Source organism: Leifsonia xyli subsp. cynodontis, assembly GCF_050632205.1.
In the GTDB taxonomy this organism is placed as follows: domain Bacteria; phylum Actinomycetota; class Actinomycetes; order Actinomycetales; family Microbacteriaceae; genus Leifsonia; species Leifsonia xyli_D.
Genome location: NZ_CP192578.1, coordinates 1,725,721 through 1,747,692, shown reverse-complemented (window position 1 = coordinate 1,747,692; position 21,972 = coordinate 1,725,721). Strand labels below are relative to the sequence as shown.

Annotated in this window: 24 protein-coding genes and 1 pseudogene; 19 read left to right on the top strand and 6 right to left on the bottom strand. The window is 70.4% G+C overall.

Translation table 11 applies throughout. The annotated features are described in order from the left end of the window. Positions 1-91: 91 nt before the first annotated feature. The 5 genes and pseudogenes from ACQ86M_RS08650 to ACQ86M_RS08630 all read left to right on the top strand — a co-directional run bounded on the left by ACQ86M_RS08650 (position 92) and on the right by ACQ86M_RS08630 (position 4,140). Positions 92-862, top strand: a complete 771-nt coding sequence (locus tag ACQ86M_RS08650) for a CoA transferase subunit A (protein WP_431218320.1) — start codon at positions 92-94, stop codon at positions 860-862. Next, positions 859-1,506, top strand: coding sequence for a CoA transferase subunit B (locus ACQ86M_RS08645; protein ID WP_431247740.1), 648 nt, complete (start codon positions 859-861; stop codon positions 1,504-1,506). Before ACQ86M_RS08650 ends, ACQ86M_RS08645 begins: the two co-directional genes overlap by 4 nt. Next, positions 1,506-2,054 carry a MaoC family dehydratase gene (locus ACQ86M_RS08640; protein WP_431247739.1) on the top strand — a complete coding sequence of 183 codons (549 nt, stop codon included), beginning with the start codon at positions 1,506-1,508 and terminating at the stop codon, positions 2,052-2,054. The genes ACQ86M_RS08645 and ACQ86M_RS08640 overlap by 1 nt, the downstream gene beginning before the upstream one ends. Continuing rightward, a pseudogene (locus ACQ86M_RS08635) lies at positions 2,051-2,862 on the top strand (HpcH/HpaI aldolase/citrate lyase family protein). The gene ACQ86M_RS08640 and the pseudogene ACQ86M_RS08635 overlap by 4 nt, the downstream one beginning before the upstream one ends. Positions 2,863-3,009: 147 nt before the next feature. Then, positions 3,010-4,140 carry an aldo/keto reductase gene (locus ACQ86M_RS08630; RefSeq protein WP_431247738.1) on the top strand — a complete coding sequence of 377 codons (1,131 nt, stop codon included), beginning with the start codon at positions 3,010-3,012 and terminating at the stop codon, positions 4,138-4,140. A gap of 183 nt (positions 4,141-4,323) precedes the next feature. On the opposite strand, the gene ACQ86M_RS08625 is transcribed toward ACQ86M_RS08630, so the two are convergent. Next, positions 4,324-4,908 (bottom strand): TetR/AcrR family transcriptional regulator, encoded by a 585-nt coding sequence (locus tag ACQ86M_RS08625; protein ID WP_431247737.1) that lies wholly within the window; start codon positions 4,906-4,908, stop codon positions 4,324-4,326. Positions 4,909-5,047: 139 nt separating this feature from the next. Between ACQ86M_RS08625 and ACQ86M_RS08620 the strand changes: the two genes are divergently transcribed. Together ACQ86M_RS08620 and ACQ86M_RS08615 are read left to right on the top strand one after the other, a co-directional pair. Beyond that, complete coding sequence (locus tag ACQ86M_RS08620; RefSeq protein ID WP_431247736.1) at positions 5,048-6,406, top strand: M16 family metallopeptidase; 1,359 nt, start codon at positions 5,048-5,050, stop codon at positions 6,404-6,406. A gap of 40 nt (positions 6,407-6,446) precedes the next feature. Next, a complete protein-coding gene (locus ACQ86M_RS08615; RefSeq protein WP_431218314.1) occupies positions 6,447-7,049 on the top strand; it encodes a histidine phosphatase family protein in 603 nt (200 codons plus the stop codon). A 45-nt stretch (positions 7,050-7,094) separates the two neighbouring features. On the opposite strand, the gene ACQ86M_RS08610 is transcribed toward ACQ86M_RS08615, so the two are convergent. Then, positions 7,095-7,598, bottom strand: a complete 504-nt coding sequence (locus ACQ86M_RS08610; RefSeq protein ID WP_431218313.1) for a GNAT family N-acetyltransferase — start codon at positions 7,596-7,598, stop codon at positions 7,095-7,097. Between the two features lie 53 nt (positions 7,599-7,651). Between ACQ86M_RS08610 and dapB the strand changes: the two genes are divergently transcribed. Continuing rightward, entirely contained in the window at positions 7,652-8,458 is an 807-nt protein-coding gene (dapB, locus tag ACQ86M_RS08605; protein WP_431247735.1) for a 4-hydroxy-tetrahydrodipicolinate reductase, read from the top strand. Between the two features lie 9 nt (positions 8,459-8,467). Beyond that, positions 8,468-8,929 (top strand): tetratricopeptide repeat protein, encoded by a 462-nt coding sequence (locus ACQ86M_RS08600; protein ID WP_431218311.1) that lies wholly within the window; start codon positions 8,468-8,470, stop codon positions 8,927-8,929. A gap of 48 nt (positions 8,930-8,977) precedes the next feature. Here ACQ86M_RS08600 and ACQ86M_RS08595 read toward each other — a convergent pair whose 3' ends face one another. The 4 genes from ACQ86M_RS08595 to ACQ86M_RS08580 form a co-directional block, all read right to left on the bottom strand. Then, on the bottom strand, positions 8,978-9,874 hold the full coding sequence (locus ACQ86M_RS08595; protein WP_431247734.1) for a TIGR01777 family oxidoreductase: 897 nt from the start codon (positions 9,872-9,874) through the stop codon (positions 8,978-8,980). Beyond that, positions 9,871-10,317 carry an OsmC family peroxiredoxin gene (locus ACQ86M_RS08590; protein WP_431247733.1) on the bottom strand — a complete coding sequence of 149 codons (447 nt, stop codon included), beginning with the start codon at positions 10,315-10,317 and terminating at the stop codon, positions 9,871-9,873. Before ACQ86M_RS08590 ends, ACQ86M_RS08595 begins: the two co-directional genes overlap by 4 nt. Before the next feature lie 118 nt (positions 10,318-10,435). Further along, entirely contained in the window at positions 10,436-10,942 is a 507-nt protein-coding gene (locus ACQ86M_RS08585; protein ID WP_431247732.1) for a DUF4395 domain-containing protein, read from the bottom strand. Next, positions 10,929-11,351, bottom strand: a complete 423-nt coding sequence (locus ACQ86M_RS08580) for a TlpA family protein disulfide reductase (protein ID WP_431247731.1) — start codon at positions 11,349-11,351, stop codon at positions 10,929-10,931. The genes ACQ86M_RS08585 and ACQ86M_RS08580 overlap by 14 nt, the downstream gene beginning before the upstream one ends. 97 nt (positions 11,352-11,448) lie before the next feature. On the opposite strand from ACQ86M_RS08580, the gene dapA reads away from it, so the two are divergent. The 10 genes from dapA to ACQ86M_RS08530 all read left to right on the top strand — a co-directional run bounded on the left by dapA (position 11,449) and on the right by ACQ86M_RS08530 (position 21,871). Further along, positions 11,449-12,426 carry a 4-hydroxy-tetrahydrodipicolinate synthase gene (gene dapA, locus ACQ86M_RS08575; protein ID WP_431218306.1) on the top strand — a complete coding sequence of 326 codons (978 nt, stop codon included), beginning with the start codon at positions 11,449-11,451 and terminating at the stop codon, positions 12,424-12,426. Between the two features lie 52 nt (positions 12,427-12,478). Further along, entirely contained in the window at positions 12,479-14,155 is a 1,677-nt protein-coding gene (locus ACQ86M_RS08570) for a ribonuclease J (protein ID WP_431247730.1), read from the top strand. Positions 14,156-14,208: 53 nt separating this feature from the next. Then, positions 14,209-14,748: a GNAT family N-acetyltransferase gene (locus tag ACQ86M_RS08565; protein WP_431247729.1), complete on the top strand. Its 540-nt coding sequence runs from the start codon at positions 14,209-14,211 to the stop codon at positions 14,746-14,748. Between the two features lie 289 nt (positions 14,749-15,037). Next, positions 15,038-17,893, top strand: coding sequence for a DNA translocase FtsK (locus ACQ86M_RS08560; RefSeq protein ID WP_431247728.1), 2,856 nt, complete (start codon positions 15,038-15,040; stop codon positions 17,891-17,893). 9 nt (positions 17,894-17,902) lie between these two features. Continuing rightward, positions 17,903-18,523, top strand: coding sequence for a CDP-diacylglycerol--glycerol-3-phosphate 3-phosphatidyltransferase (pgsA, locus tag ACQ86M_RS08555; RefSeq protein ID WP_431247727.1), 621 nt, complete (start codon positions 17,903-17,905; stop codon positions 18,521-18,523). Beyond that, a complete protein-coding gene (locus ACQ86M_RS08550; protein ID WP_431247726.1) occupies positions 18,510-19,016 on the top strand; it encodes a CinA family protein in 507 nt (168 codons plus the stop codon). Before pgsA ends, ACQ86M_RS08550 begins: the two co-directional genes overlap by 14 nt. Before the next feature lie 158 nt (positions 19,017-19,174). Then, complete coding sequence (locus ACQ86M_RS08545; RefSeq protein WP_431218302.1) at positions 19,175-19,486, top strand: helix-turn-helix domain-containing protein; 312 nt, start codon at positions 19,175-19,177, stop codon at positions 19,484-19,486. A gap of 83 nt (positions 19,487-19,569) precedes the next feature. Continuing rightward, complete coding sequence (locus ACQ86M_RS08540; RefSeq protein WP_363804838.1) at positions 19,570-19,794, top strand: DUF3046 domain-containing protein; 225 nt, start codon at positions 19,570-19,572, stop codon at positions 19,792-19,794. 174 nt (positions 19,795-19,968) lie between these two features. Next, a complete protein-coding gene (recA, locus tag ACQ86M_RS08535; RefSeq protein ID WP_431247725.1) occupies positions 19,969-21,042 on the top strand; it encodes a recombinase RecA in 1,074 nt (357 codons plus the stop codon). Between the two features lie 31 nt (positions 21,043-21,073). Beyond that, positions 21,074-21,871, top strand: a complete 798-nt coding sequence (locus ACQ86M_RS08530; RefSeq protein WP_431247724.1) for a regulatory protein RecX — start codon at positions 21,074-21,076, stop codon at positions 21,869-21,871. Positions 21,872-21,972: the final 101 nt, after the last annotated feature.

Below are 21,972 nucleotides of genomic sequence, written 5' to 3'. Positions count from 1 at the left end.
CGACAATTCCTGAGTTGTTCGGGGCCGCCGCGGCGTGTCACCCGAACAACTCAGGAACTGTCGGCGGCGACCTCGACGAGGAGGAGGACGGATGATCGACAAGACGGTCGCGACCGCCGCGCAGGCGGTCGCCGACATCCCGGACGGCGCGACGCTCGCGGTCGGCGGCTTCGGACTGTGCGGCATCCCGAGCGCGCTCATCCAGGCGCTGCTGGAGGCCGGCACCACCGACCTCGAGGTGGTGAGCAACAACTGCGGCGTCGACGACTGGGGCCTCGGGCTCCTCCTCGCCGAGCACCGCATCGCCAAGATGATCAGCTCGTACGTCGGCGAGAACAAGGAGTTCGCCCGGCAGTTCCTCTCCGGCGAGTTGGAGGTGGAGCTCACCCCGCAGGGCACGCTCGCGGAGAAGCTGCGCGCGGGCGGCGCCGGCATCCCCGCCTTCTACACCCCGGCGGGAGTCGGCACGCAGATCGCGACCGGCGGCCTGCCCCGGCGGTACGCGGCCGACGGCTCCGTCGCCGTCGCGAGCGAGCCCAAGGAGGTCCGCACGTTCGACGACGCCGAGTACGTGATGGAGCGATCCCTTCGCCCCGACTTCGCGCTCGTGCACGCGGCGAAGGGCGACCGTCACGGCAACCTCGTGTTCCACGCCGCCGCGATGAACTTCAACCCGCTGGCCGCCATGGCCGGGCGCATCACCATCGCCGAGGTGGAGGAGCTGGTCGAGCCGGGCGAGCTGGACGCCGGGCAGGTGCACTGCCCCGGCATCTTCGTGCAGCGCGTCGTGCACGCGCCAGGAGTGGAGAAGCGGATCGAGCGGCGGACGGTCGCCTCGGCGCAGGAGGGGAGCCGATCATGAGCCTGAGCCGCACCGAGCTCGCCGCCCGCGTCGCACAGGAGCTGGAGAACGGACAATACGTCAACCTCGGCATCGGGATGCCCACGCTCATCCCGAACTACATCCCCGAGGGCGTCGAGGTCATCCTGCACTCGGAGAACGGCGTGCTCGGCGTCGGGCCGTACCCGTCGGAGACGGACGTCGATCCCGACCTCATCAACGCCGGCAAGGAGACCGTGACCGTGAACCGCGGCGCCGCCTTCTTCGACTCGTCGCTGTCGTTCGGGATGGTGCGCGGCGGCCACGTGGACCTCGCCGTGCTCGGCGCCATGGAGGTCTCCGCGAAGGGCGACCTCGCCAACTGGATGATCCCCGGCAAGATGGTGAAGGGGATGGGCGGGGCGATGGACCTCGTCTTCGGCGCCAAGCGGCTCATCGTCATGATGGAGCACGTGGACAAGGAGGGCCGCCCCAAGATCCTCACCGAGTGCACCCTCCCGCTCACCGGCACCGGATGCGTCGACCGGATCATCACCGACCTCGCTGTCATCGACGTCACCCCCGACGGGCTGGTGCTGCGCGAGACCGCGCCCGGTGTGACGGTGGACGAGGTGGTCGCCGCCACCGGCGCGCCGCTGAGGATCGAGCTGGAGGAGGCGGCCTGATGCGCGAGATCGAGCAGCGCGGGCTCTACTACGAGGAGTTCGAGCCCGACACGAAGTACCTGCACCGGCCCGGCCGCACGGTGACGGAGGCGGACAACGTCTTCTTCACCACGCTGACCATGAACACGCAGGCGCTGCACCTCGACGCCGCCTGGGCGGCCCGGCAGCCCTTCGGGGAGCGGCTGGTGAACTCCATGTTCACGCTCGCCACGATCGTCGGCGCGTCGGTCGCGCAGCTGACGCAGGGCACCATCGTCGCCAACCTGGGGTTCAGCGACGTCGCCTTCCCGCATCCTCTCCACCACGGCGACACGCTGTATTCGGAGACGGTCGTCGTGACCAAGCGCCTCTCGGCCTCCCGCCCGGGCCAGGGCATCGTGACGCTCGAGCACACCGGACGGAATCAGGACGGCGTGGTCGTCGCGACCGCCACGCGCCAGGTGATGGTGTGGTGCAAGGATGCGTCACCCGCCTCGGCGGTCGACGACGTCGCCGGTGACCCGAATGCGCTCGACCCGGGAGCGACGGAGCCGGACGGCATCCTGTGAGCGACTCGGCGTTCCCGTGGGGGCCGGCGCTGCTGTTCTGTCCGGCGGACCGGCCGGAACGCTACGCCAAGGCGCTGGAGCGGGCCGATGCCGTCATCCTCGACCTGGAGGACGCCGTCGACCCGGCGCGGCGGCCGGCGGCCCGGGAGGCGCTGGTCGCGTCCGACCTCGACCCGTCGCGCGTGATCGTCCGCGTGAACCCCGCGGGCACCGACGATCACGACGCGGACGTGTCGGCGCTCGCCGCCACCCCGTACCGTGCCGCGATGCTGCCGAAGGCGGAGCGCGCCGCCGATCTCGCCGGGCTGGTCGGCTACGACGTGATCGCCCTGTGCGAGACGGCCGCCGGAGTGCTGGCCGCGCCGGAGCTCGCGCGTGCGCCGGGCGTGCTCGCGCTGATGTGGGGCGCCGAGGACCTCGTCGCCTCGCTGGGCGGGACCTCCAGCCGCCACCCGGACGGACGCTACCGCGACGTCGCTCGTCACGCCCGGTCGTCCGTGCTGCTCGCGGCCGGCGCGGCCGGAGCGCACGCCGTCGACACGGTCCATCTCGACATCGCCGACCTCGAGGGGCTGGCGGCGGAGGCCGAGGATGCGGTGGCCGTCGGATTCGCCGCGACGGCGTGCATCCACCCCGGTCAGGTCGAGACGATCCGGGCCGCGTACCGTCCGGATCCGGACGAGATCGCGGCAGCCCGCGAGCTGCTCGCGGCGGCCGAGGAAGCGGGCGGGGAGTGTTCCGGCACGCCGGGCGGATGGTCGACGGGCCGGTGCTCGCGCATGCCCGGGCGGTGCTCCGCCGTTCGTGATGAAACTGTGACCTACCATTCCGCAGAGGTTCACCCGTTTCGTCCTTACAGCGTCGGAGGCATGCCGTAACCTGCAAGTGTTCGATCAGAAGTCGAAGGTTCTCGAATCGTTTCGAGACGGCGTGATCGGCATGCGGGAGGGGAGAGATGCCACAGCTGCTTCCCCTGCGCCTGCTCGAGTCGGTCGGTCTCCGCAGCGGCTCGGCCGCCTCCCGGCAGGCCGCCGCATCCGCTGTCGCGCCCGCTCCCGAGGCCGCAGAAGCCGGCGCTCGCGAACTCGCCCGTGCGGGTTCGGCGGAGCCTCCGACCGGTGTCGTTGACATCGACCCGGCGATCGAGAGCACCGGTCCGCTCTCCATCATCGCCCCCCGCCGCATCGGCGAGAGCGACCTCGCGGTGTACCCGTTGTCGCTCGGCGCCAGCGTCTTCGGCTGGACCGCCGACGGCGAGACCTCGTTCCAGATCCTCGACCGCTTCGCCGCGCTCGGCGGCGACTTCATCGACACCGCCGACAGCTATGTCGGCGGCCGCAGCGAGGTGCTCATCGGCACGTGGATGCGCAACCGCCGCAACCGCGACCGGGTGGTCGTCGCGACCAAGGTCGGCCGGCACCACGAGAACCGCGGGCTCGGCTCCGTCAGCATCGTGCGGGCCGTCGAGGCGTCGCTCGAGCGGCTGCAGACCGACTACATCGACCTGCTGTACTTCCACGACGACGACCCCGAGACGCCGCTGGAGGACAGCCTCGCGACGGCGGAATGGCTGATCGAGAGCGGCAAGGTGCGCTACCTGGGCGCGTCCAACTTCACCGCGGACCGCCTGATCGAGGCGCGCATCCTCGCCTCCTCCGGACTGCCGAAGTTCGTCGCGATCGAGAACCAGTACAACCTCATGCACCGCACCGAGTTCGAGAGCGCCCCGCGGATCGTCGCGGCCGCGCAGGGCCTCGCGGTCATGCCGTACTACGCGCTGGCGAACGGCTTCCTGACCGGCAAGTACCGCAGCAAGGCCGACCTCACGGCCGGCGCCCGCAGCGTCCGGGCCTCCGCCTACGTCAACCGGCGCGGCCAGCGCGTGCTCGCGGTGCTCGACCGCATCGCCGCCGAGCACCGGGTGGCGCCCGCGAGCATCGCCCTCGCCTGGCTGCTCGCCAAGCGGACCATCGTGGCGCCGGTCGCCAGCGCCAGCCGCCCCGACCAGGTGGATGCGCTCATGGCGGCCGCCGGCATCCGCCTTACCCGCGCGCAGATGCTCGACCTCGACCGCGTCTCCGAGTAGGCGCGCGGCAGGCTCGCGCCTGCGCGTCGCATCGGGTCCGCCGCGCGGCGCCTCCATGGGTCGCAACACGCCGTTATGCGGCGCCCGTGACGGCGTGTTGCGTCCCATAGATCGAGTTGACGAGACGCGCCACGCCGAGGGCTGTGCGCGCGGCGTGTTGCGTCAACCCGGCGCCGAGCGCGGCTACGCCTCGGCCAGGATGCGGTCGAGCGCGCGGTGCAGCGCCGCGCCCGCAGCGATCGGGTCGCCGACGTAGCCACCGGCCATGGCGCCGTCGCGCGCGAGGATGAGGTCGTCGGCCGCGTCGCCCGGACGCGGGTGCCCGATCTGCCGGAACAGCTCCTCGATGCGGTCCGCATACCAGTCGCGGTGGGCCGTCACGGCGAGACGCACGGGGTCGCCCGGGTCGGCGAACTGCGCCGCGGCGTTGATGAACGGGTCGCCGTGGAACTCGGGCCGCACTGCCTCCTCGTTGATCGAGTCGACGAGGGCGCGGGCGATGTCCCGCGGGTCGGAGTGCTTGGCCTCCTGTTCGGCGAACCACTCGCGCACCTGCCGGTCGCGGCCCTCGACGTACGCGATGATGAGCAGGTCCTTCGACCGGTAGTGCTTGTAGAAGGTCGCCTTGGTGACGCGCGCACCGGCGATGATGCGGTCCACGCCGACCGTGTGGATGCCCTCCTGGTAGAAGAGCTCATCCGCGGTGGCGAGGATCTTGATCTTCGAGGGTGCGGGCGGCCGGATGGTCGCTCGGGCACTTACGACCATCCGGCACGACTCCTTCTGCTGGGGAGGCGGGTGCGCCTCCGGCTGACGATGATCACAGTATATAGGTAGACAGACTCTTCTGTTTGTCCTCGTTTTCCCAGACAGGGATTCGGTCCGCCGCTGGCGTAGGGTGGAGGGGATGAACAGCGCAGTCGACCTTCCGCTCGGTTTGGCCGACCTCGCATTCGCCGCGTCCGGCGAGGCCCTGGTCCGCCGGACCGTCCTGCCGAGCGGCGTCCGCATCCTGAGCGAGCAGGTGCCCGGCGCCCGGAGCGCCACACTCGGCTACTGGGTCGCGGTCGGATCGCGCGACGAGCACGACGGTCAGCCCGGTCATCCCGGGTCCCTCGGGTCCACGCACTTCCTCGAGCACCTGCTGTTCAAGGGCACCCGCTCGCGCACGGCGCTCGACATCGCGGTCAGCTTCGACTCGGTCGGCGGCGAGCACAACGCGATGACCGCCAAGGAGTACACCTGCTACTACGCCAAGGTGCAGGACCGCGATCTGGCGATGGCGGTCGAGGTCATCGGCGACATGCTGACCTCGTCCGTGCTCGACGCGACCGAGTTCGAGAACGAGCGGGGCGTCATCCTCGAAGAACTGTCGATGGCGGAGGACGACCCGGGCGACGTCGCGAACGAGCGGATGTTCCAGGCCGTGCTCGGCGCGCATCCCCTCGGCCGGCCCATCGGCGGGCGCCCGGACACCATCCGCGCCGCCACTCGTGACGGGGTTTGGGAGCACTACCGCGCCAACTACCGCCCGCAGGACCTGGTGGTGACCGCCGCCGGTGCCGTCGACCACGACCTCCTCGTCGCGGGCGTCGAGCAGGCGCTGGTCTCCGCCGGCTGGGATCTCGACCTCGCGGCCGCCCCCGTCGAGCGCCGCGCCGGCTCCGCCGCGGCCATCGAACGAGGCAGCGCCGTCGTCACCGTGCAGCGCCCGACCGAGCAGGCCAACGTGTTCGTCGGGATGCCCGGGATCGTCGCGACGGACGAGCGGCGCAGCGCCATGAGCGTCCTCAACTCCGTGCTCGGCGGCGGGATGTCCAGCCGGCTGTTCCAGGAGGTGCGCGAGCGCCGGGGCCTGGCCTACGCCGTCTACTCCTTCTCCGGCTCGTACTCCGACGCGGGCGTCTTCGGCCTCTACGCGGGATGCGCTCCCGCCAAGGCGCGCCAGGTCACCGAGCTCATGCTCGACGAGCTGCGGCGGCTCGCGACCGGCGGGGTCACCGCCGAGGAGCTGCGCCGGGCCGTCGGCCAGCTCTCCGGGGGAGCAGCGCTCGCGCTCGAGGACTCCGACACCCGCATGTCGCGTCTCGGCCGCGCCGAGATCACCCTCGGCGAGTTCGCCGACCTCGATGAGAGCCTCCGTCGCCTCCACCTCGTCACCGTCGACGACGTGCGCGACCTCGCCGCCGATCTGGCGGGACGGCCGGTCTCCGTCGCTGCGGTGGGGAGCGTCACCGACGACACGTTCGCCGGTCTCGCTCCCTGATCCGCCTCCCTCTCCGCTTCACTCCGAAAGGTCCATCCACGTGCCCCACTACCTCTACCTCGTGCGCCACGGCGAGCAGCAGGATGCCGAGCACGGTCTGCCGGACGGTCCGCTCTCGCCGCGCGGCAAGCGCCAGGCGCAGTTGATCGCGGAGCGGCTCAGCGGCATCCCGTTCACCTCGATGTACCACTCGCCGCTGAACCGGGCGACGGAGACGGCGGCGATCATGGCGGAGCGCATGCCGGCGCTGGAGCCGCAGCCGTCGAGCCTGCTGTTCGACTGCATCCCCTCGGGGCCGACGCCGGACATGCCGAAGGCGTTCGAGTCGTTCTTCGGACCGGTGACGGAGGCGGAGATCGAGGCCGGGCGGGCGCAGATGGAGGACGCGGTCCACGAGTTCCTGACTCCGGCCATGGGCGACCGGCACGACCTGCTGGTGACGCACAACTTCGTGATCGGATGGTTCGTGCGGCACGTCTTCGACGCTCCCGACTGGCGCTGGCTGGGTCTCAACCAGGCCAATTGCGGTCTCACGATCATCCGCGTGCGGTCGGCGAAGCCGCCGGTGCTCGTCGTGCACAACGACCTCGGGCACCTGCCGGTGGAGCTGCGGACGGGGCTGCCGGAGCTGCAGCCGGTCTGAGGCGGTGCCGCGGTTCGGCGCTCGCCGCAGGCGCGGCGCCTCCGCTCAGCGGAGCGGTTCGAGCGGCTTGCGGAACCAGTCCGTCGCGTTGGGGTTGTCGTTATACGGCTGGATGCTCTCGTACCCGTGCGAGCGGTACAGGCCGCCCGCCGCCTCCAGGCTCGCGTTGGTGTCGAGCACGACCTCCGTCGCTCCGAAGCCGCGGGCCCGCAGCTCCAGCTCGGCGAGGATCGCGCGGCCGTAGCCGTTGCCGCGGCGCGCCGGCGGCACCCAGAGGTGCTTGATCTCGTAGCGCACGACCTGCGACCCGTCCTCCGTCTCCGTGAGCGGCACCCGCAGCTCGCGGATCCCGCCGCAGCCAACCTCGACGCCCTCGTCGTAGGCGAGCAGGAAGACGCCGTTCGGCGCCACGAACTGCCCGGGATCGGGGAATGCGGTGCGATACGCGCCCTGGACGGAGGGGAAGGTATCGGCGCGCTCCGCGAAGTAGTCGGAGAGCATCCGGTGGGCGGTCGCGTCGGTGACGGCGACGTCTGCGAAAGACACCATCGACCCAGCGTAGCCCCGGCCGATCCGCAGCAGGCCGCAGGTAGGCTGGTCCGGTGAGCATTCGCGTGGCCGTCGCCGGAGCGACCGGAAAACTGGGAAGCGTGGCGGTGCGCCTGATCGAGCAGGCCGACGATCTGGAGCTCGTGGCGACCCTCGACTCGCGCTCGCCGCTCGAGGACATGCTCGGCGCCGACGTGCTCGTCGACATGACCCTGCCTCAGGTGAGCCCGGGTATCGTCGCGTTCGCGGTCGACAACGGGCTGAACGTCCTGGTCGGGACGTCGGGATGGTCGGCGGACCGCATCCTCGACCTGGAGCGTCGCGTGGCGCAGCACGAGGGCACGGGCGCCGTCGTCATCCCGAACTTCTCGCTGGGCTCGGCACTCGGGACGGCGTTCGCGACCGTGGCCGCGCGGTTCTTCGACTCGATCGAGATCATCGAGACGCACGGCGCGGGCAAGATCGACTCGCCGTCGGGGACCGCGGTGCGCACGGCCGAGCTGATCGGAGCCGCCCGCGCGGCGAAAGGGCCCGTGGAGGCGCCGCATTCCGACCAGCGCGCTCGCGGCCAGCAGGTGGCGAGCGTCCCGATCCACAGCCTCCGGATGCGCGGCGTCGTCGCACAGCAGCAGGTGATCTTCGGCGGCGCGGGGGAGCAGCTCACCATCCGCCACGACACGGTCGGCTCGGAGGCGTACGAGGCCGGTATCCTGCTCGCGCTGAGGGCCGCGGCCGCGGCCACCGGGGTCACCGTGGGGCTCGACAAGCTGATCGACCTCGGGATCGCCGAGCCGAGCGGGGAGCCGCCGCGGCGGACGGTCCGCGATGCGGGCGACGACGGCACCGAGCTGACGCGGTAGGCGAGGGCGATGAGGAACCGCCTGGCCGCCATCCTGATGGCGCTGCTGCTGCTGGTCTACCTGGTGCTGGTCACGCAGCGCGCGGTGCTGCTGATCGCGACCGGGGAGCCGGTCGGTGTCGCGATGGGCATCGCGCTGTTCGTGCTGCCGGTGATCGCGGCGTGGGCGATCGGCCGCGAGCTGCTGTTCGGCGCGCGGACCGAGCGGCTCGTGCGGCAGCTCGACGCCGAGGGCGGGCTCCCGGTCGAGGAGCTGCCGACCCGCGCCAGCGGCCGACCGCTGCGCGCCGCAGCGGACGAGCAGTTCCCGCAGTACCGCGCCGAGGTGGAGGCTGCGCCCGAGAGCTGGCGCGCGTGGTTCCGGCTCGGGCTCGCGTACGACGCGTCGGGCGACCGGCGCCGGGCGCGCGAGGCGCTGAGGCAGGCGATCCGGCTCGAGCGTTCCGAGGCGAAGGCCGGCGCGGGTCGCTAGCCGCGGGACGATCGCCTGCGGGCGCGGGGTGCTCGCCGCTCCTCGCCGTCAGGCCGCGCGGACCTCCACGAGCCGGTCCATCGCGTCCTCTACCGTGGGGTCGCGGAAGACGAATCCGTCGTCGAGCAGCTTCCGCGGCACAACGTGCTGGTCGGCGAGCAGCAGTTCGCGGCCCGCATCCTGCAGTGCCAGCTCGATCGCGAAGCGCGGAACGGGCAGGAAGGACGGGCGGCGCACGGCGCGCGCGAGCGCCTTGACCAGCTCGTTCTCGGTCGCCGGCGTCGGTCCCGCGATGTTGACCGGGCCGTCGAGCTCGGCGGTCAGCAGATGGACGAGCGCCGCGGCCTCGTCGTACAGGCTCACCCACGGCCAGTGCTGGCGGCCGCTGCCGAGTGGCCCGGCGAGGCCCGCCTTCGCCAGCGGGAGCAAGGGCGTGAGTGCGCCGCCGCGGCCGATGACGACGCCGGTACGTGCGAGCACGACCCGCGTCTGCGCGGGCGCCAGCCGTGCCGCCGCCTCCCACGCGTCGACCACGTCGGAGAGGAAGCCGGTTCCCTTGCTCGCCGCCTCGGTGAGCTCCTGCCCCGGACGGTCCCCGTAGTAGCCGACCGCCGACCCGCTCACGAACACGGCGGGCGGCTCCGTGGCCCGGCGCATCCCGTCGGCCAGGGTGCCGGTCGCCTGCAGCCGGGAGGAGAGGATGCGGCGCTTGGTCGCACGCGTCCACGGCAGGTGCTGCAGGGAGAACCCGGAGAGGTTGACGACGGCGTCGGCCCACTCGAACAGCTCGGGCGGGACCGATCGCTCCTCCGGGTTCCACTGGTGTTCATCCGGCGCCGCCGGCTCCCGCCGCACGAGCCTGCGCGTGTCATGACCCGCCGCGCCGAGTTGGGCGCGCAACTCCGTGCCGATCAGCCCGGAGGCACCGGCGAGGAGGACTTTCACGGCCTGACCGCCGGCTCCTCTGCCAGAGACGCCTCGAGCGTGATCGGGATGCCGACCAGCGCGCGCGAGACCGGGCAGGTGCGCTTGGCCTCGTCGGCGAGGCGCTGGAAGTCGTCGTCGGCCAGCCCCGGCACCGTCGCGGTGACGCGCAGGTGGCTGCCGGTGATGCCCTGGGCGGGGTCGAAGGTGACGGCCGCGGTCGTGCTGATGCTCTCGGGCGCGTTGCCGAACTGGGCCAGGACGTTCGAGAACGCCATGGAGAAGCACGCGGCGTGGGCGGCGCCCAGCAGTTCTTCCGGCGTGGTCACCTCGGCGCCGCCCTCCGACCGCGCCTTCCAGTTCACCGACAGCTCGGCGGCGTGCGACGAGTCGAGCGTGACGGTACCCGAACCGCTCTTCAGATCGCCGTTCCAGACGGTGGTGGATTCGCTGGTGACTGCCATGTGTGACCTCCTCGAGAGCTGCCGGCGCCCTGGCGGCCGGCCCGACCCACACTACTGACGCCCTCCGACACCGTCGCCCGGTCCTCGGCGGATTCCCGGTTGAGGCTCCGCGCCGCCCTCAGGCGGCTGCGCGGCGGCGGATGACGCGGGCGCGCACCAGCAGCAGGTACAGCTGGCAGCCGAGGCAGTAGCCGAACACAGAGTTGAGGAACGCGGCCACGAAGGCGAGCGCCGCGGCGATCGGCAGCGCGGCCGGAACGCCGAGCACGAAGAGGAGGAGGCCGACGCCCGTCACCAGGAGGCCGACGCCCTGGGCGAAGGTCGGGGGAGCGGGGTCCTCCAGATCCGCAGGCGGCGCGAGCCGGGGCCGGATCGCCGCGCGGAACAGCGCGCCGTACGGATGCCGCTGGACGCCCGCGAATGCGCCCCACGCGAACAGCAGCGCGATGACGAGCAGCAGCGCCGCGGCGGCCGCCGTGGCGCCCACGAGCGAGAGGAAGAGGACGACGAGCAGCAGCACCGCGGTGATCCCCGCACCGAAGCGCGGCGACCGCGGGTCGACACCGCGGGCGGGCGCCGGGGATGTGCCCGGCGCTGCGGAAACGGACGGTTCAGGCTGTGACATGGTCGCTCCCGAGGATGCGGTGGAGGGTGGTGCGGACGTCGTCCGCGCGGGCGGCGCCGCCGATCCGGGCGCGGACGGCACCCGTCCGGTCGAGCACCAGGGTGGTGGGCGTCTGGAGCACGTGGAACCGGTCCGCGAGCTCCGGGCGCACGGCGAGGTCGACCTCCACGTGGCTCACGCCGGCGGCGTCGTCGGCGATGGCGCCGAGCACCCGCGCGGTCGACCGGCACGGCGCGCAGTACTCGGTGGAGAACTGCAGCAGCGTCGCACGGTCGCCGAAGGCCGGGGCGCCGACCTCGGCGGGGGCGACCACCTCCGCCCGGCGCACCGCGCGCGAGCGACCGGTCGTGGCGCGCCAGATGAGCCCGGCCGCCGTGGCGACGGCGACGAGCCCGAGCAGGATACCCACAGCGGCGAATCCGTTCACAGGTCGGGACGTTACGCCGGACTTCTCCACAGCGCAGCGAATGTGACCCCGCGTGACGGCGACCCGATAGCCTGGAGCCATGCCAACTCCCGCGAACCCGTTCGGCCAGGTGCTCGTCGCCCTGGTCACCCCGTTCACCGCAGACGGTGAAGTGGACTGGGCCGCGACCGAGAAGCATATCGACGACGTCATCCAGGCGGGGGCGGACGGCATCGTGGTCACCGGCACCACCGGCGAGACCTCCACGCTGACCGACGCCGAGAAGTTGCGCCTGGTCGAGGTGGGCAAGTCGGTCGCCGCAGGCCGCGCCAAGATCATCACGGGCGGCGGCTCCAACGAGACCGCGCACGCCATCCAGCTCTACCAGCAGAGCGAGAAGGCGGGCGCCGACGGCGTGATGGTCGTCACGCCGTACTACAACAAGCCGACGCAGGCGGGCATCCTCACGCATTTCCGGATGATCGCCGACTCGACCGACCTGCCGGTCATCCTGTACGACATCCCGGGCCGCACGGGCGTCCCGATCAAGTACGAGACCATCCTTCGCATCGCCAAGCACCCCAACGTGCTCGCGATCAAAGATGCGAAGGGCGACTTCAGCGAGGTCAGCCGCGTGCTGAACCAGACCGACCTCATGTACTTCTCGGGCGACGACGCGAACGTGCTGCCGCACCTCTCGATCGGCGCCAGCGGTCTGATCGGCGTCACGGCGAACATCGCCCCCACGCCCTACCGGCAGATCGTGGATGCGGTGAACGCGGGCGACCTCGCCACGGCCACCGCCGCCCACATGAAGCTGGAACCGCTGGTGCGCGCCGTGATGACCCACGTGCCCGGCACGGTCGCGGCGAAGTACATCCTCCACGGCCTCGGCCGTATCTCCAGCCCGCGCGTGCGCCTGCCGCTCGTCGGACCGGAGGAGTGGGAGGCCGCTCAGATCGAGGACGAGCTCGACCTGGTGAAGGACATCCCCGGCGTCGACTTCTCCAACTTCCGCCCCGACCGCAACGCGGCCGCGGGCGGTGCGCTCCCGAAGATCGCCGGGACCACACGCTGACAACCGCGGAGGCGCGAAGCCCCGCTCCACGCACTACGAAATAGGAGGGCAGATGCCCAACCTCGTCTCCGATCCGCCCGCGCTTCAGCCGGGCACTCTGAGAATCATCCCCACCGGCGGCCTGGGAGAGATCGGCCGCAACATGACCGTCTTCGAATACGAAGGCAAGCTCCTCATCGTCGACTGCGGCGTGCTCTTCCCCGAGCAGGACCAGCCCGGCGTCGACCTCATCCTCCCCGACTTCGCGCCCGTCCGTGACCGGCTCGACGACGTGGTGGGCGTGGTGCTCACGCACGGCCACGAGGACCACATCGGCGCCGTGCCGTACCTGCTGAAGCTGCGTCGGGACATCCCCCTGATCGGCTCCGGCCTGACCCTGGCGCTGGTGGAGGCGAAGCTCAAGGAGCACCGCATCCAGCCGTACACGCTGACGGTCACGGAGGGGCAGGTGGAGCAGCTCGGCCCGTTCTCGCTCGAGTTCGTCGCGGTCAACCACTCCATCCCGGATGCGCTCGCCGTCGCCATCACGACGCCCGCCGGCGTGGTGCTCCACACCGGCGACTTCAAGATGGACCAGCTGCCGCTCGACGACCGGCTGACCGACCTGCGCGCCTTCGCGCGCCTGGGCGAGAAGGGCGTCGACCTCTTCCTCGCCGACTCGACCAACGCCGATGTCCCCGGCTTCACGCCGCTGGAGCGCTCGATCGGTCCCGTGCTCGACACCGTGATCGCCCGCGCGCCCCGTCGGGTGATCGTCGCCAGCTTCTCCAGCCACGTGCACCGCGTGCAGCAGGTGCTGGATGCGGCCGCCGCGAATGGTCGCCGGGTCGCACTGCTCGGCCGCTCCATGGTCCGCAACATGACGATCGCGGCGGAACTCGGCTACCTGAGGGTCCCCGAGGGCGTGCTCATCGACTACAAGAAGGCCTCCGACCTGCCCGACGACGAGATCGTCTACATGTCGACCGGGTCGCAGGGCGAGCCGATGGCCGTCCTCGCCCGCATGGCGAACCTCGACCACCAGATCGAGGTGGGGCACGGCGACACCGTCATCCTCGCGTCCAGCCTCATCCCGGGCAACGAGAACGCGGTGTACCGGGTGATCGACGGCCTGACCAAGCTCGGGGCGAACGTCGTGCACAAGGGCAACGCGAAGGTGCACGTCTCCGGCCACGCGGCCGCCGGCGAACTGCTCTACTGCTACAACATCCTGAAGCCGAAGAACGTCATGCCGGTGCACGGCGAGTACCGGCACCTGGTCGCGAACGCGCGGCTCGCCATGGACACCGGAGTGCCCGAGCAGAACACGATCCTCGCGGAGGACGGCTCGGTCGTCGACCTGCGCGACGGCGTCGCCCGCATCGTCGGACAGCTCGACCTGGGCTTCGTCTACGTGGACGGTTCCAGCGTCGGCGAGATCACCGACGCCGACCTCAAGGACCGCCGCATCCTGGGCGAGGAGGGCTTCATCTCGATCATCGTGGTCGTCGAGGCCACGTCCGGGCGCATCGTCACCGGCCCCGAGGTGCACGCCCGCGGGTTCGCGGAAGACGATGCCGTGTTCGACGCCGTCAAGCCGAAGATCGCGGCGGCGCTCGCGGAGGCCGCCCACAACGGCGTCCGCGACTCCCACGCGCTGTCGCAGGTCGTTCGCCGGACGGTCGGGCGCTGGGTGAACACCAGCTACCGCCGCCGTCCGATGATCGTGCCGCTCGTCATCGAGGCGTAGCACCGGGGCGGATCGTAACCTCCGCGAAACACGGCGGCGGGTAGCGTTCCCCCATGAACGCGTTCCGCCTGCGGCCGGCCACCGGCGAGGACGCGCGCGTGCTCGCCGACATGCTGGTCGAGGCGGCCAACTGGGACCCGGCGACGGCCCGGTCCCGCGTCGCCGTACTGGAGGATCGCGCGGTCTCGCGCTATGTCGCCGGCTGGCAGCGGCCGGGCGACTTCGGCTGCGTCGCCGAAGATGGGAACGGCGTCGCGGTCGGCGCCTGCTGGGCGCGGCTGTTCCCCGCGAACGCCCCGGGCTACGGCTTCGTGGCCGTGGGCGTCCCGGAGCTCACGCTGGGCGTCTATCCGTACTGGCGCGCGCAGGGCGCCGGCCGCGCCCTGCTCCGCGAACTGGCGCGGGCGGCCGCCGCGCGCGGTCACGCCCGGCTGAGCTTGAGCGTCGCCCGCGGCAACTTCGCCCAGCGGCTCTACCTGAGCGAGGGATACGTGCCCGTGTCGTCGCAGGGGGCTCCGACACGATGGTGCGCACCGTTCGCTGACTGCTCAGGTTTCGGGCGTCATCAATGCGTCCCCGATTCGTCTGCCTAAATAACGGGAGGTCTACTCCCGTCCCAAAGGAAAGGAGCAATCATGGCATGCCTTCTGTATCACGGTCTGTATCCCCTGTTCGGCGCCTTCTTCGGCGGCCGCAAGCAATGTCGCATGTGAGATGGGCTACCCAACGGTGAGCTGAACGCCCGACGGCCCTCTGCCTTCCAGGCAGGGGGCCGTCTTCAGTCTCCGGCGTTCAGCTCACCGCCCTAAGACGTCCGGGGATTTTGCAAATCGTAGGCGCGGTATCCCTGGGATGACGGGGGTGCGACGTAGCGTTGTCCCCATGGCCACGAGCACCAAGTCGAGTTCCCGCGCCCGGAACTCCGGCCGCGGCGGGTCGACCGCGCGCAAGCCGGCGTCGAAGACCGCGCAGCAGAAGACGGTCGCGTACCCCGCCGCCGATGCCGGTACCAGCCCGCTCGTCCGCGCCTGGATGGGCCTGGCGCACCTCACCGGAGCCGCGTTCCGCGCGCTCGGGCCCGAGAAGTTCAGCAAGGACGAGCGCCGCGACGGCTTCCCGTTCTTCCTGGTGCTGCTCGCCATTGCCGGCGCGGTGGTGGAGTGGTTCCTGATCAACGACCAGGTCGCGCGCACCCTCGACTCGTGGACGTTCGGACTGCTGCTAGGTCGAGTCGCGTTCGCGCTCCCCATCGTGATGGTGGTGTTCGCCGCATGGCTGTTCCGCCATCCTTCGTCCGTCCACGACAACACCCGGATCGGCATCGGACTCGGGCTCCTGCTGCTGATGATCGCCGGGCTTTGCCACCTGTTCAGCCCCCATCCCATCCCCAGTGACGGGACGGCTGCCCTCGCGCAGGCGGGCGGCATCCTGGGCTGGCTCATCGCCGCGCCGCTGTCCCTCGTGATCACGGTGTGGGGCGCGGGCGCGGTCATCATCGCGCTGCTCGTGCTCAGCCTGTTCATCATCACCAAGACTCCGCCGAACAAGCTGCCCCAGCGCATCCGTGAGCTGTACGCCTACCTGTTCGGCGCGCAGCTGCCGACCGAGGACGAGCGCGAGGAGGCGAAGGCCGCGGCCAAGGACGCCAAGTCGAAGCAGGTCGAACTCGACGGCATCGACGACGACGATGAGCCCGAGGCGAACCTCCCCTGGTGGCGGCGCAACAAGTCGCAGCGCGAGGAGGACCCCGACTACGACGCCGCGCCGGAGGCCGGCCTCAGCGAGGTGTTCGGCGAGCCGAAGCGGGGCAAGGGCGAGTTCGCCACCGCGCTCGAGCCCGATCCGGCGAGCGACCACTACAACACCGAGGTGCTCAGCGAGCTGGCGCACGCGGAGGACGCGCTGCAGCGGTTCACCGGCGAGCTCCCGCCGACGGCCGCCGCGCCACTGCCGCCGATGACCGGGGGAGTGCCCGGTGCGGGAGCGGTGCTCCCCGGATTCCAGGCCGGTGCGGGCGAGTACGACGAGGAGGAGGCCGGCGCCCCGGCGCTTCCCGAACCGGCCGCTCCGTACAACCTCCCCTCCGCCTCGATGCTCTCGGCAGGCACGCCCGCCAAGACCCGGTCGGGCGCCAACGACGAGATCGTCGCCGCCATCACCGAGGTGCTGACGCAGTTCGGGGTGGATGCGAAGGTCACGGGATACTCGCGCGGCCCGACGGTCACGCAGTACGAGATCGAGCTCGGCCCGGGCGTCAAGGTCGAGCGCGTCACCGCGCTCAGCAAGAACCTCTCGTACGCGGTCGCGAGCAACGAGGTCCGCATCCTCTCGCCCATTCCGGGCAAGAGCGCGATCGGGGTCGAGATCCCCAACACCGACCGCGAGATCGTGTCGCTGGGCGACATCCTCCGCTCGCCGGCGGCCGCCAAGAGCACGCACCCGATGACGATCGGCGTCGGCAAGGACGTCGGCGGAGGCTTCGTCGTCGCGAACCTCGCAAAGATGCCGCACCTGCTCGTCGCCGGCTCCACCGGGTCCGGTAAGTCGAGCTTCGTCAACTCGATGATCACGTCGCTGCTCATGCGCGCCAAGCCGTCCGAAGTGCGGATGGTGCTCATCGACCCCAAGCGCGTCGAGCTCACCATCTACGGCGGCGTCCCGCACCTGATCACCCCCATCATCACGAACCCCAAGAAGGCCGCGGAGGCCTTGCAGTGGGTCGTGAAGGAGATGGACATGCGGTACGACGACCTGGCCAGCTTCGGCTTCCGCCACATCGACGACTTCAACCGCGCGGTGATCAACGACGAGATCGTGCTGCCCGCGGGGAGCGAGCGGAAGCTGAAGCCGTACCCGTACCTCCTGGTCGTGGTGGACGAGCTCGCCGACCTGATGATGGTCGCCCCGCGCGACGTCGAGGACTCGATCGTGCGCATCACGCAGCTCGCCCGCGCGTCCGGCATCCACCTCGTGCTCGCGACGCAGCGGCCTTCCGTCGATGTGGTCACCGGCCTGATCAAGGCGAACGTGCCCTCGCGGCTCGCCTTCGCCGTGACCAGCGTCACCGACTCCCGCGTCATCCTCGACCAGCCCGGTGCCGACAAGCTGATCGGCCAGGGCGACGGACTGTTCCTCCCGATGGGAGCGTCGAAGGCGCTGCGCGTGCAGGGAGCCTGGGTCAACGAGGAGGAGATCCAGAAGGTCGTCGAGCACGTCACCCGCCAGGCGCGCCCGGAGTACCGGCAGGACGTCACCGCCGGTGCCGAGAAGAAGCAGATCGACTCCGACATCGGCGACGACCTCGAGCTGCTGCTCGCGGCCGCCGAGCTGGTCGTGTCCTCGCAGTTCGGCTCGACCTCCATGCTGCAGCGCAAGCTCCGTGTGGGGTTCGCCAAGGCGGGGCGGCTCATGGACCTGCTGGAGTCGCGCGAGATCGTCGGGCCCTCGGAGGGGTCGAAGGCGCGCGATGTCCTCGTGACCGCCGAACAGCTGCCGCAGGTGCTGGCGCGGCTGCGCGGAGAGGAGGCGCCCACGGCGCCGCCCGCGGCTGCGGCCGCTCCTGCCGCCGTCCCTGCTGCGGTCACGGGCTCCGGGTCGGCTCCCGCTTCGGCTTCCGCGCTCGACGACGACGGCGACCGCTACGGCGCCGACCCCGTCGCCGAGATGACAGCGGGTTATCCTGAGGTCGACGAGGGCGACTCGGACGAGGACGCCTGGCAGCTGACCGGCAGAGAGTAGATGACCGCGATGTCGGTGCCCCACACGCCTCCGCCCGCTGCGGACGGCGGCGCGAAGCCCGTGAGCAACTGGAACCTGCCCAACGCGATCACCGTGGTGCGCATCCTGCTCGCCCCGCTCTTCGTGTGGATGCTGCTGGCCGATGGCGGCGACGACGGCTGGTTGCGCTGGGCAGCCGCCGCGCTGTTCATCCTGGCCATCGCGACGGACGGGGTGGATGGCGCCCTCGCCCGCCGCAAAGGGCTGGTCACCGACTTGGGCAAGCTGCTCGACCCTATCGCCGACAAGGTGCTGACCGGGGGAGCGCTCATCGCCCTCTCCATCCTGGGCGAGCTGCCGTGGTGGGTCACCGTCGTGATCCTCGTCCGCGAGATCGGCATCACGATCTACCGCTTCGTCGTCATCCGCCAGGGCGTGATCGCGGCGTCGCGCGGCGGCAAGATCAAGACGATCGTGCAGTCGGTGGCGATCTCGTTCGCGCTGGTCCCTCTGTGGACCGTGTTCGGCGACTGGATCTACTGGGTGAACGGCATCCTCATGACGGCCGCCGTCATCCTCACCGTCTGGACCGGCTTCGATTACCTCTCGCAGGCCTGGAAGGGCCACAAGGCGAAGCGTGCCCTCGCCTGAGCCCTCCCTCGTCGCGACGGTTGTCCGGGAACTCATCGATCGCGGTCTGACCATCGCCGCCGCCGAGTCGCTGACCGGCGGACTGCTGACGGCAGAGCTCACCTCCGTCCCCGGCGCCTCCGCGGTGGTGCTCGGGGGAGCGGTCGTCTACGCGACGGAGCTCAAGCACACGCTCGTCGGCGTGGATGCCGGCCTGCTCGCCGCCGAGGGGCCGGTCCACCCGGAGGTGGCGCGCCAGCTGGCGGAACGTGTGCGGCACAGGCTGGCGGTCGGCGGCCGCCCGGCAGACATCGGCGTCGCCACCACCGGGGTGGCCGGCCCCGACCCGCAGGGCGGCCGGCCGGTGGGAACCGTCTTCGTCGGCGTCTCGTCGTCCGTGGGCACGCGGGCGATCGAGCTGCAGCTCTCCGGAGATCGCGAGCGGATCCGGCGGCAGACGGTCGAGGAGGCCGTCCGGGCGCTCGCCGCCGAGCTCGGAATAACAACCGTGTGAGCATCCCGCATTACCGCGGGAATACGCGGTGTTTCGGTCTCGTTACACCTGCTGCATTCACAAGAAAAGCCCAGTGGCCCTCGATATCGTGGAGCAGTCGGATGCGGTACATTCGTATCCCATCGATACGTCGGCAGGGTAAGAGAAGGAGGCTCCGAATGATTCTTGTACGTCAGGAAATCGGCGACGTGCTCAGGGACTTCCGCCTGCAAAAGGGACGTACGCTCCGTCAGGTCGCGAGCAAGGCGAGCGTGGCGCTCGGCTACCTCAGCGAGGTCGAGCGCGGACAGAAGGAGGCGTCGAGTGAGATCCTCGCCTCGGTTGCAGACGCACTCGAGACCCCGGTCTCGGTGATCATGCGCGAGGTCGGCGATCGCATCGCGGTGCTCGAGGGGCTGGAGCCGGTGATTCCGGACACCATTCCGGACGAGTTCGTCTCCGCACTGGACTCGGACCTGGTCGCCCGCTGATTCCGAAGACTGTCGAGGACGCCCCGCGCTTCGCGGGGCGTCCTTCTTTTCCCATCCACCTGTTCTCTGAAGTCGAAGGACCCATGAAGCTCAGCGAGTTCCAGCGCGCCGTCTCGGACGAGTTCGGCAGTTCCTACGGTCAGACGCTGCTGACCGACCTCGTGCTCGCGGAGCTCGGGGGGCGGACCGCCAATGAGGCCATCGCGGCAGGCCTGCCGCCGCGCGAAGTGTGGATCGCTCTCTGCAAGGAGACGGGCGTGCCCTCGTCGCGCTGGTACGGCGCCGGGAAGCCGGCGCCGAAGCGCTGATCCGGGCCGCGACACGCCGGATGATGTCTCTCGAAGATATGTTCGGAACTGGATAGACTTCTCCACAACGGCAGTCGAAAACCGGTTGTCCACAGATTGCGCGTCCCCGCTTCGAGTGTCGGACGTCACTCCTAGAGTCGAACCGTAGCGAAGCCCACGAAGGAGAACCGCAAAATGCCATCACCCGCAGACCGCGAGAAGGCCCTGGAGACAGCCCTCGCGCAGATCGACCGCCAGTTCGGCAAGGGCTCCGTCATGCGTCTGGGGAGCGACGAACGCGCCCCCGTCGAGGTCGTCCCGACCGGCTCCATCGCGCTCGATGTGGCGCTCGGGATCGGCGGCCTGCCGCGTGGCCGCATCATCGAGATCTACGGCCCGGAGTCCTCGGGTAAGACGACGCTGACGCTCCACGCGATCGCGAATGCTCAGCGCGCGGGCGGCATCGCCGCGTTCATCGATGCGGAGCACGCGCTCGACCCCGAGTACGCCCGCAAACTCGGCGTCGACATCGACTCCCTCCTCGTGTCGCAGCCCGACACGGGTGAGCAGGCGCTCGAGATCGCCGACATGCTCGTGCGAAGCGGATCGATCGACCTCATCGTGGTCGACTCCGTCGCGGCGCTCGTGCCGCGCGCCGAGATCGAGGGAGAGATGGGCGACTCGCACGTCGGCCTTCAGGCCCGGCTCATGTCGCAGGCCCTCCGCAAGCTCACCGGTGGCCTCAGCCAGACCAACACCACGATGATCTTCATCAACCAGCTGCGAGAGAAGATCGGCGTGTTCTTCGGCAGCCCCGAGACGACCGCCGGCGGTAAGGCGCTCAAGTTCTACGCCTCGGTGCGACTCGACATCCGTCGCATCGAGACCCTGAAAGACGGCACCGAAGCGGTCGGAAACCGCACCCGTGTCAAGATCGTCAAGAACAAGATGGCGCCGCCATTCAAGCAGGCCGAGTTCGACATCCTGTACGGCGTCGGCATCTCACGTGAGGGCAGCCTGCTCGACTTCGGTGTGGAGCATGCGATCGTCAAGAAGTCGGGTGCCTGGTACACGTACGAGGGCGACCAGCTCGGTCAGGGCAAGGAGAACTCGCGCAACTTCCTGATCGCGAACCCCGATGTCGCGGCCGAGATCGAGCAGAAGATCAAGATCAAGCTCGGCATCCTCCCCGATCCGAACGCGGTGGCCGAGAAGTCGTCCAACGTCGGATCGATCGAAGACAAGCTGCAGGCTCGCAAGGGCGCGTGACAGTGCCCGTCGCCTCCCGGAGGAGCAGCGCGTGGTGGTGAGATTCCCGTCGTCGCCCGACGGTGACGGCACGAGCAGCGCAGACGTGTCGCACGGAGCGGCGCCGCAGGGAGCGGCTGAGGGGGAGCGTCTCGCTCCCGTGACGCCGCTCCGGCGGGCGGCTCCGCAGCGTGACGAGCATCCGTCCCGACGACAGGCAGCGCGTCCGGTCGTGGCGCTTGGCGACGGCGGCTGGAACAACACGTGGGGTTCGGAGCCGTCCTCTAAGCGGTCGGTGAGCCGGTCGGCGCCGACGATGGCCGAGGATGCGGGTGACGTCGACGACGAGACCGCGCGGCAGACGCGCAAGACGACCGGCGTCGCCATCAGGCAACTCGCCCGGCGCGGGATGTCGCGGTGGGAGCTTGAGCAGGTGCTCACCAAGCGCGAGATCGAGCCGGAGGTCTTCGGGCCCGAACTGGATCGGCTCGAGGCCATGGGCGTGATCGACGACGCGTCGCTCGCGACCAGCCTCGCGTTCACGCAGCACAGCCGCAAGGGCCTCGGTCGTACCGCGATCGAGCAGGAACTCAAACGTCGCCACATCGACCCCGAACTCATCGAAATCGCTCTGGCCGACATCGGCGAGGACGACGAGCTCGAGCGTGCGACGGAACTCGCGGTGAAGCGCATCGGTCAGCTGTCCGGATACGACGACGACACGGCCCGCCGTCGGCTGCACGGATTCCTCGCGCGCAAGGGATACGCGTCCGACGTGATCCGCCAGGCGATGGACGCCGCCTTCGCCGGGCGCCGGTCGCGCGGCGGTTCGGGCGTCCGCTTCCAGTAGGCGTACCCGTCCCCGAGTGGTGAGCAGATGCGGCAACTCGGCCGGGTTTCGCGCATCCACTCACGAGTCGTCGGCGTGCCGACGGGAAACGTAGACTTGTC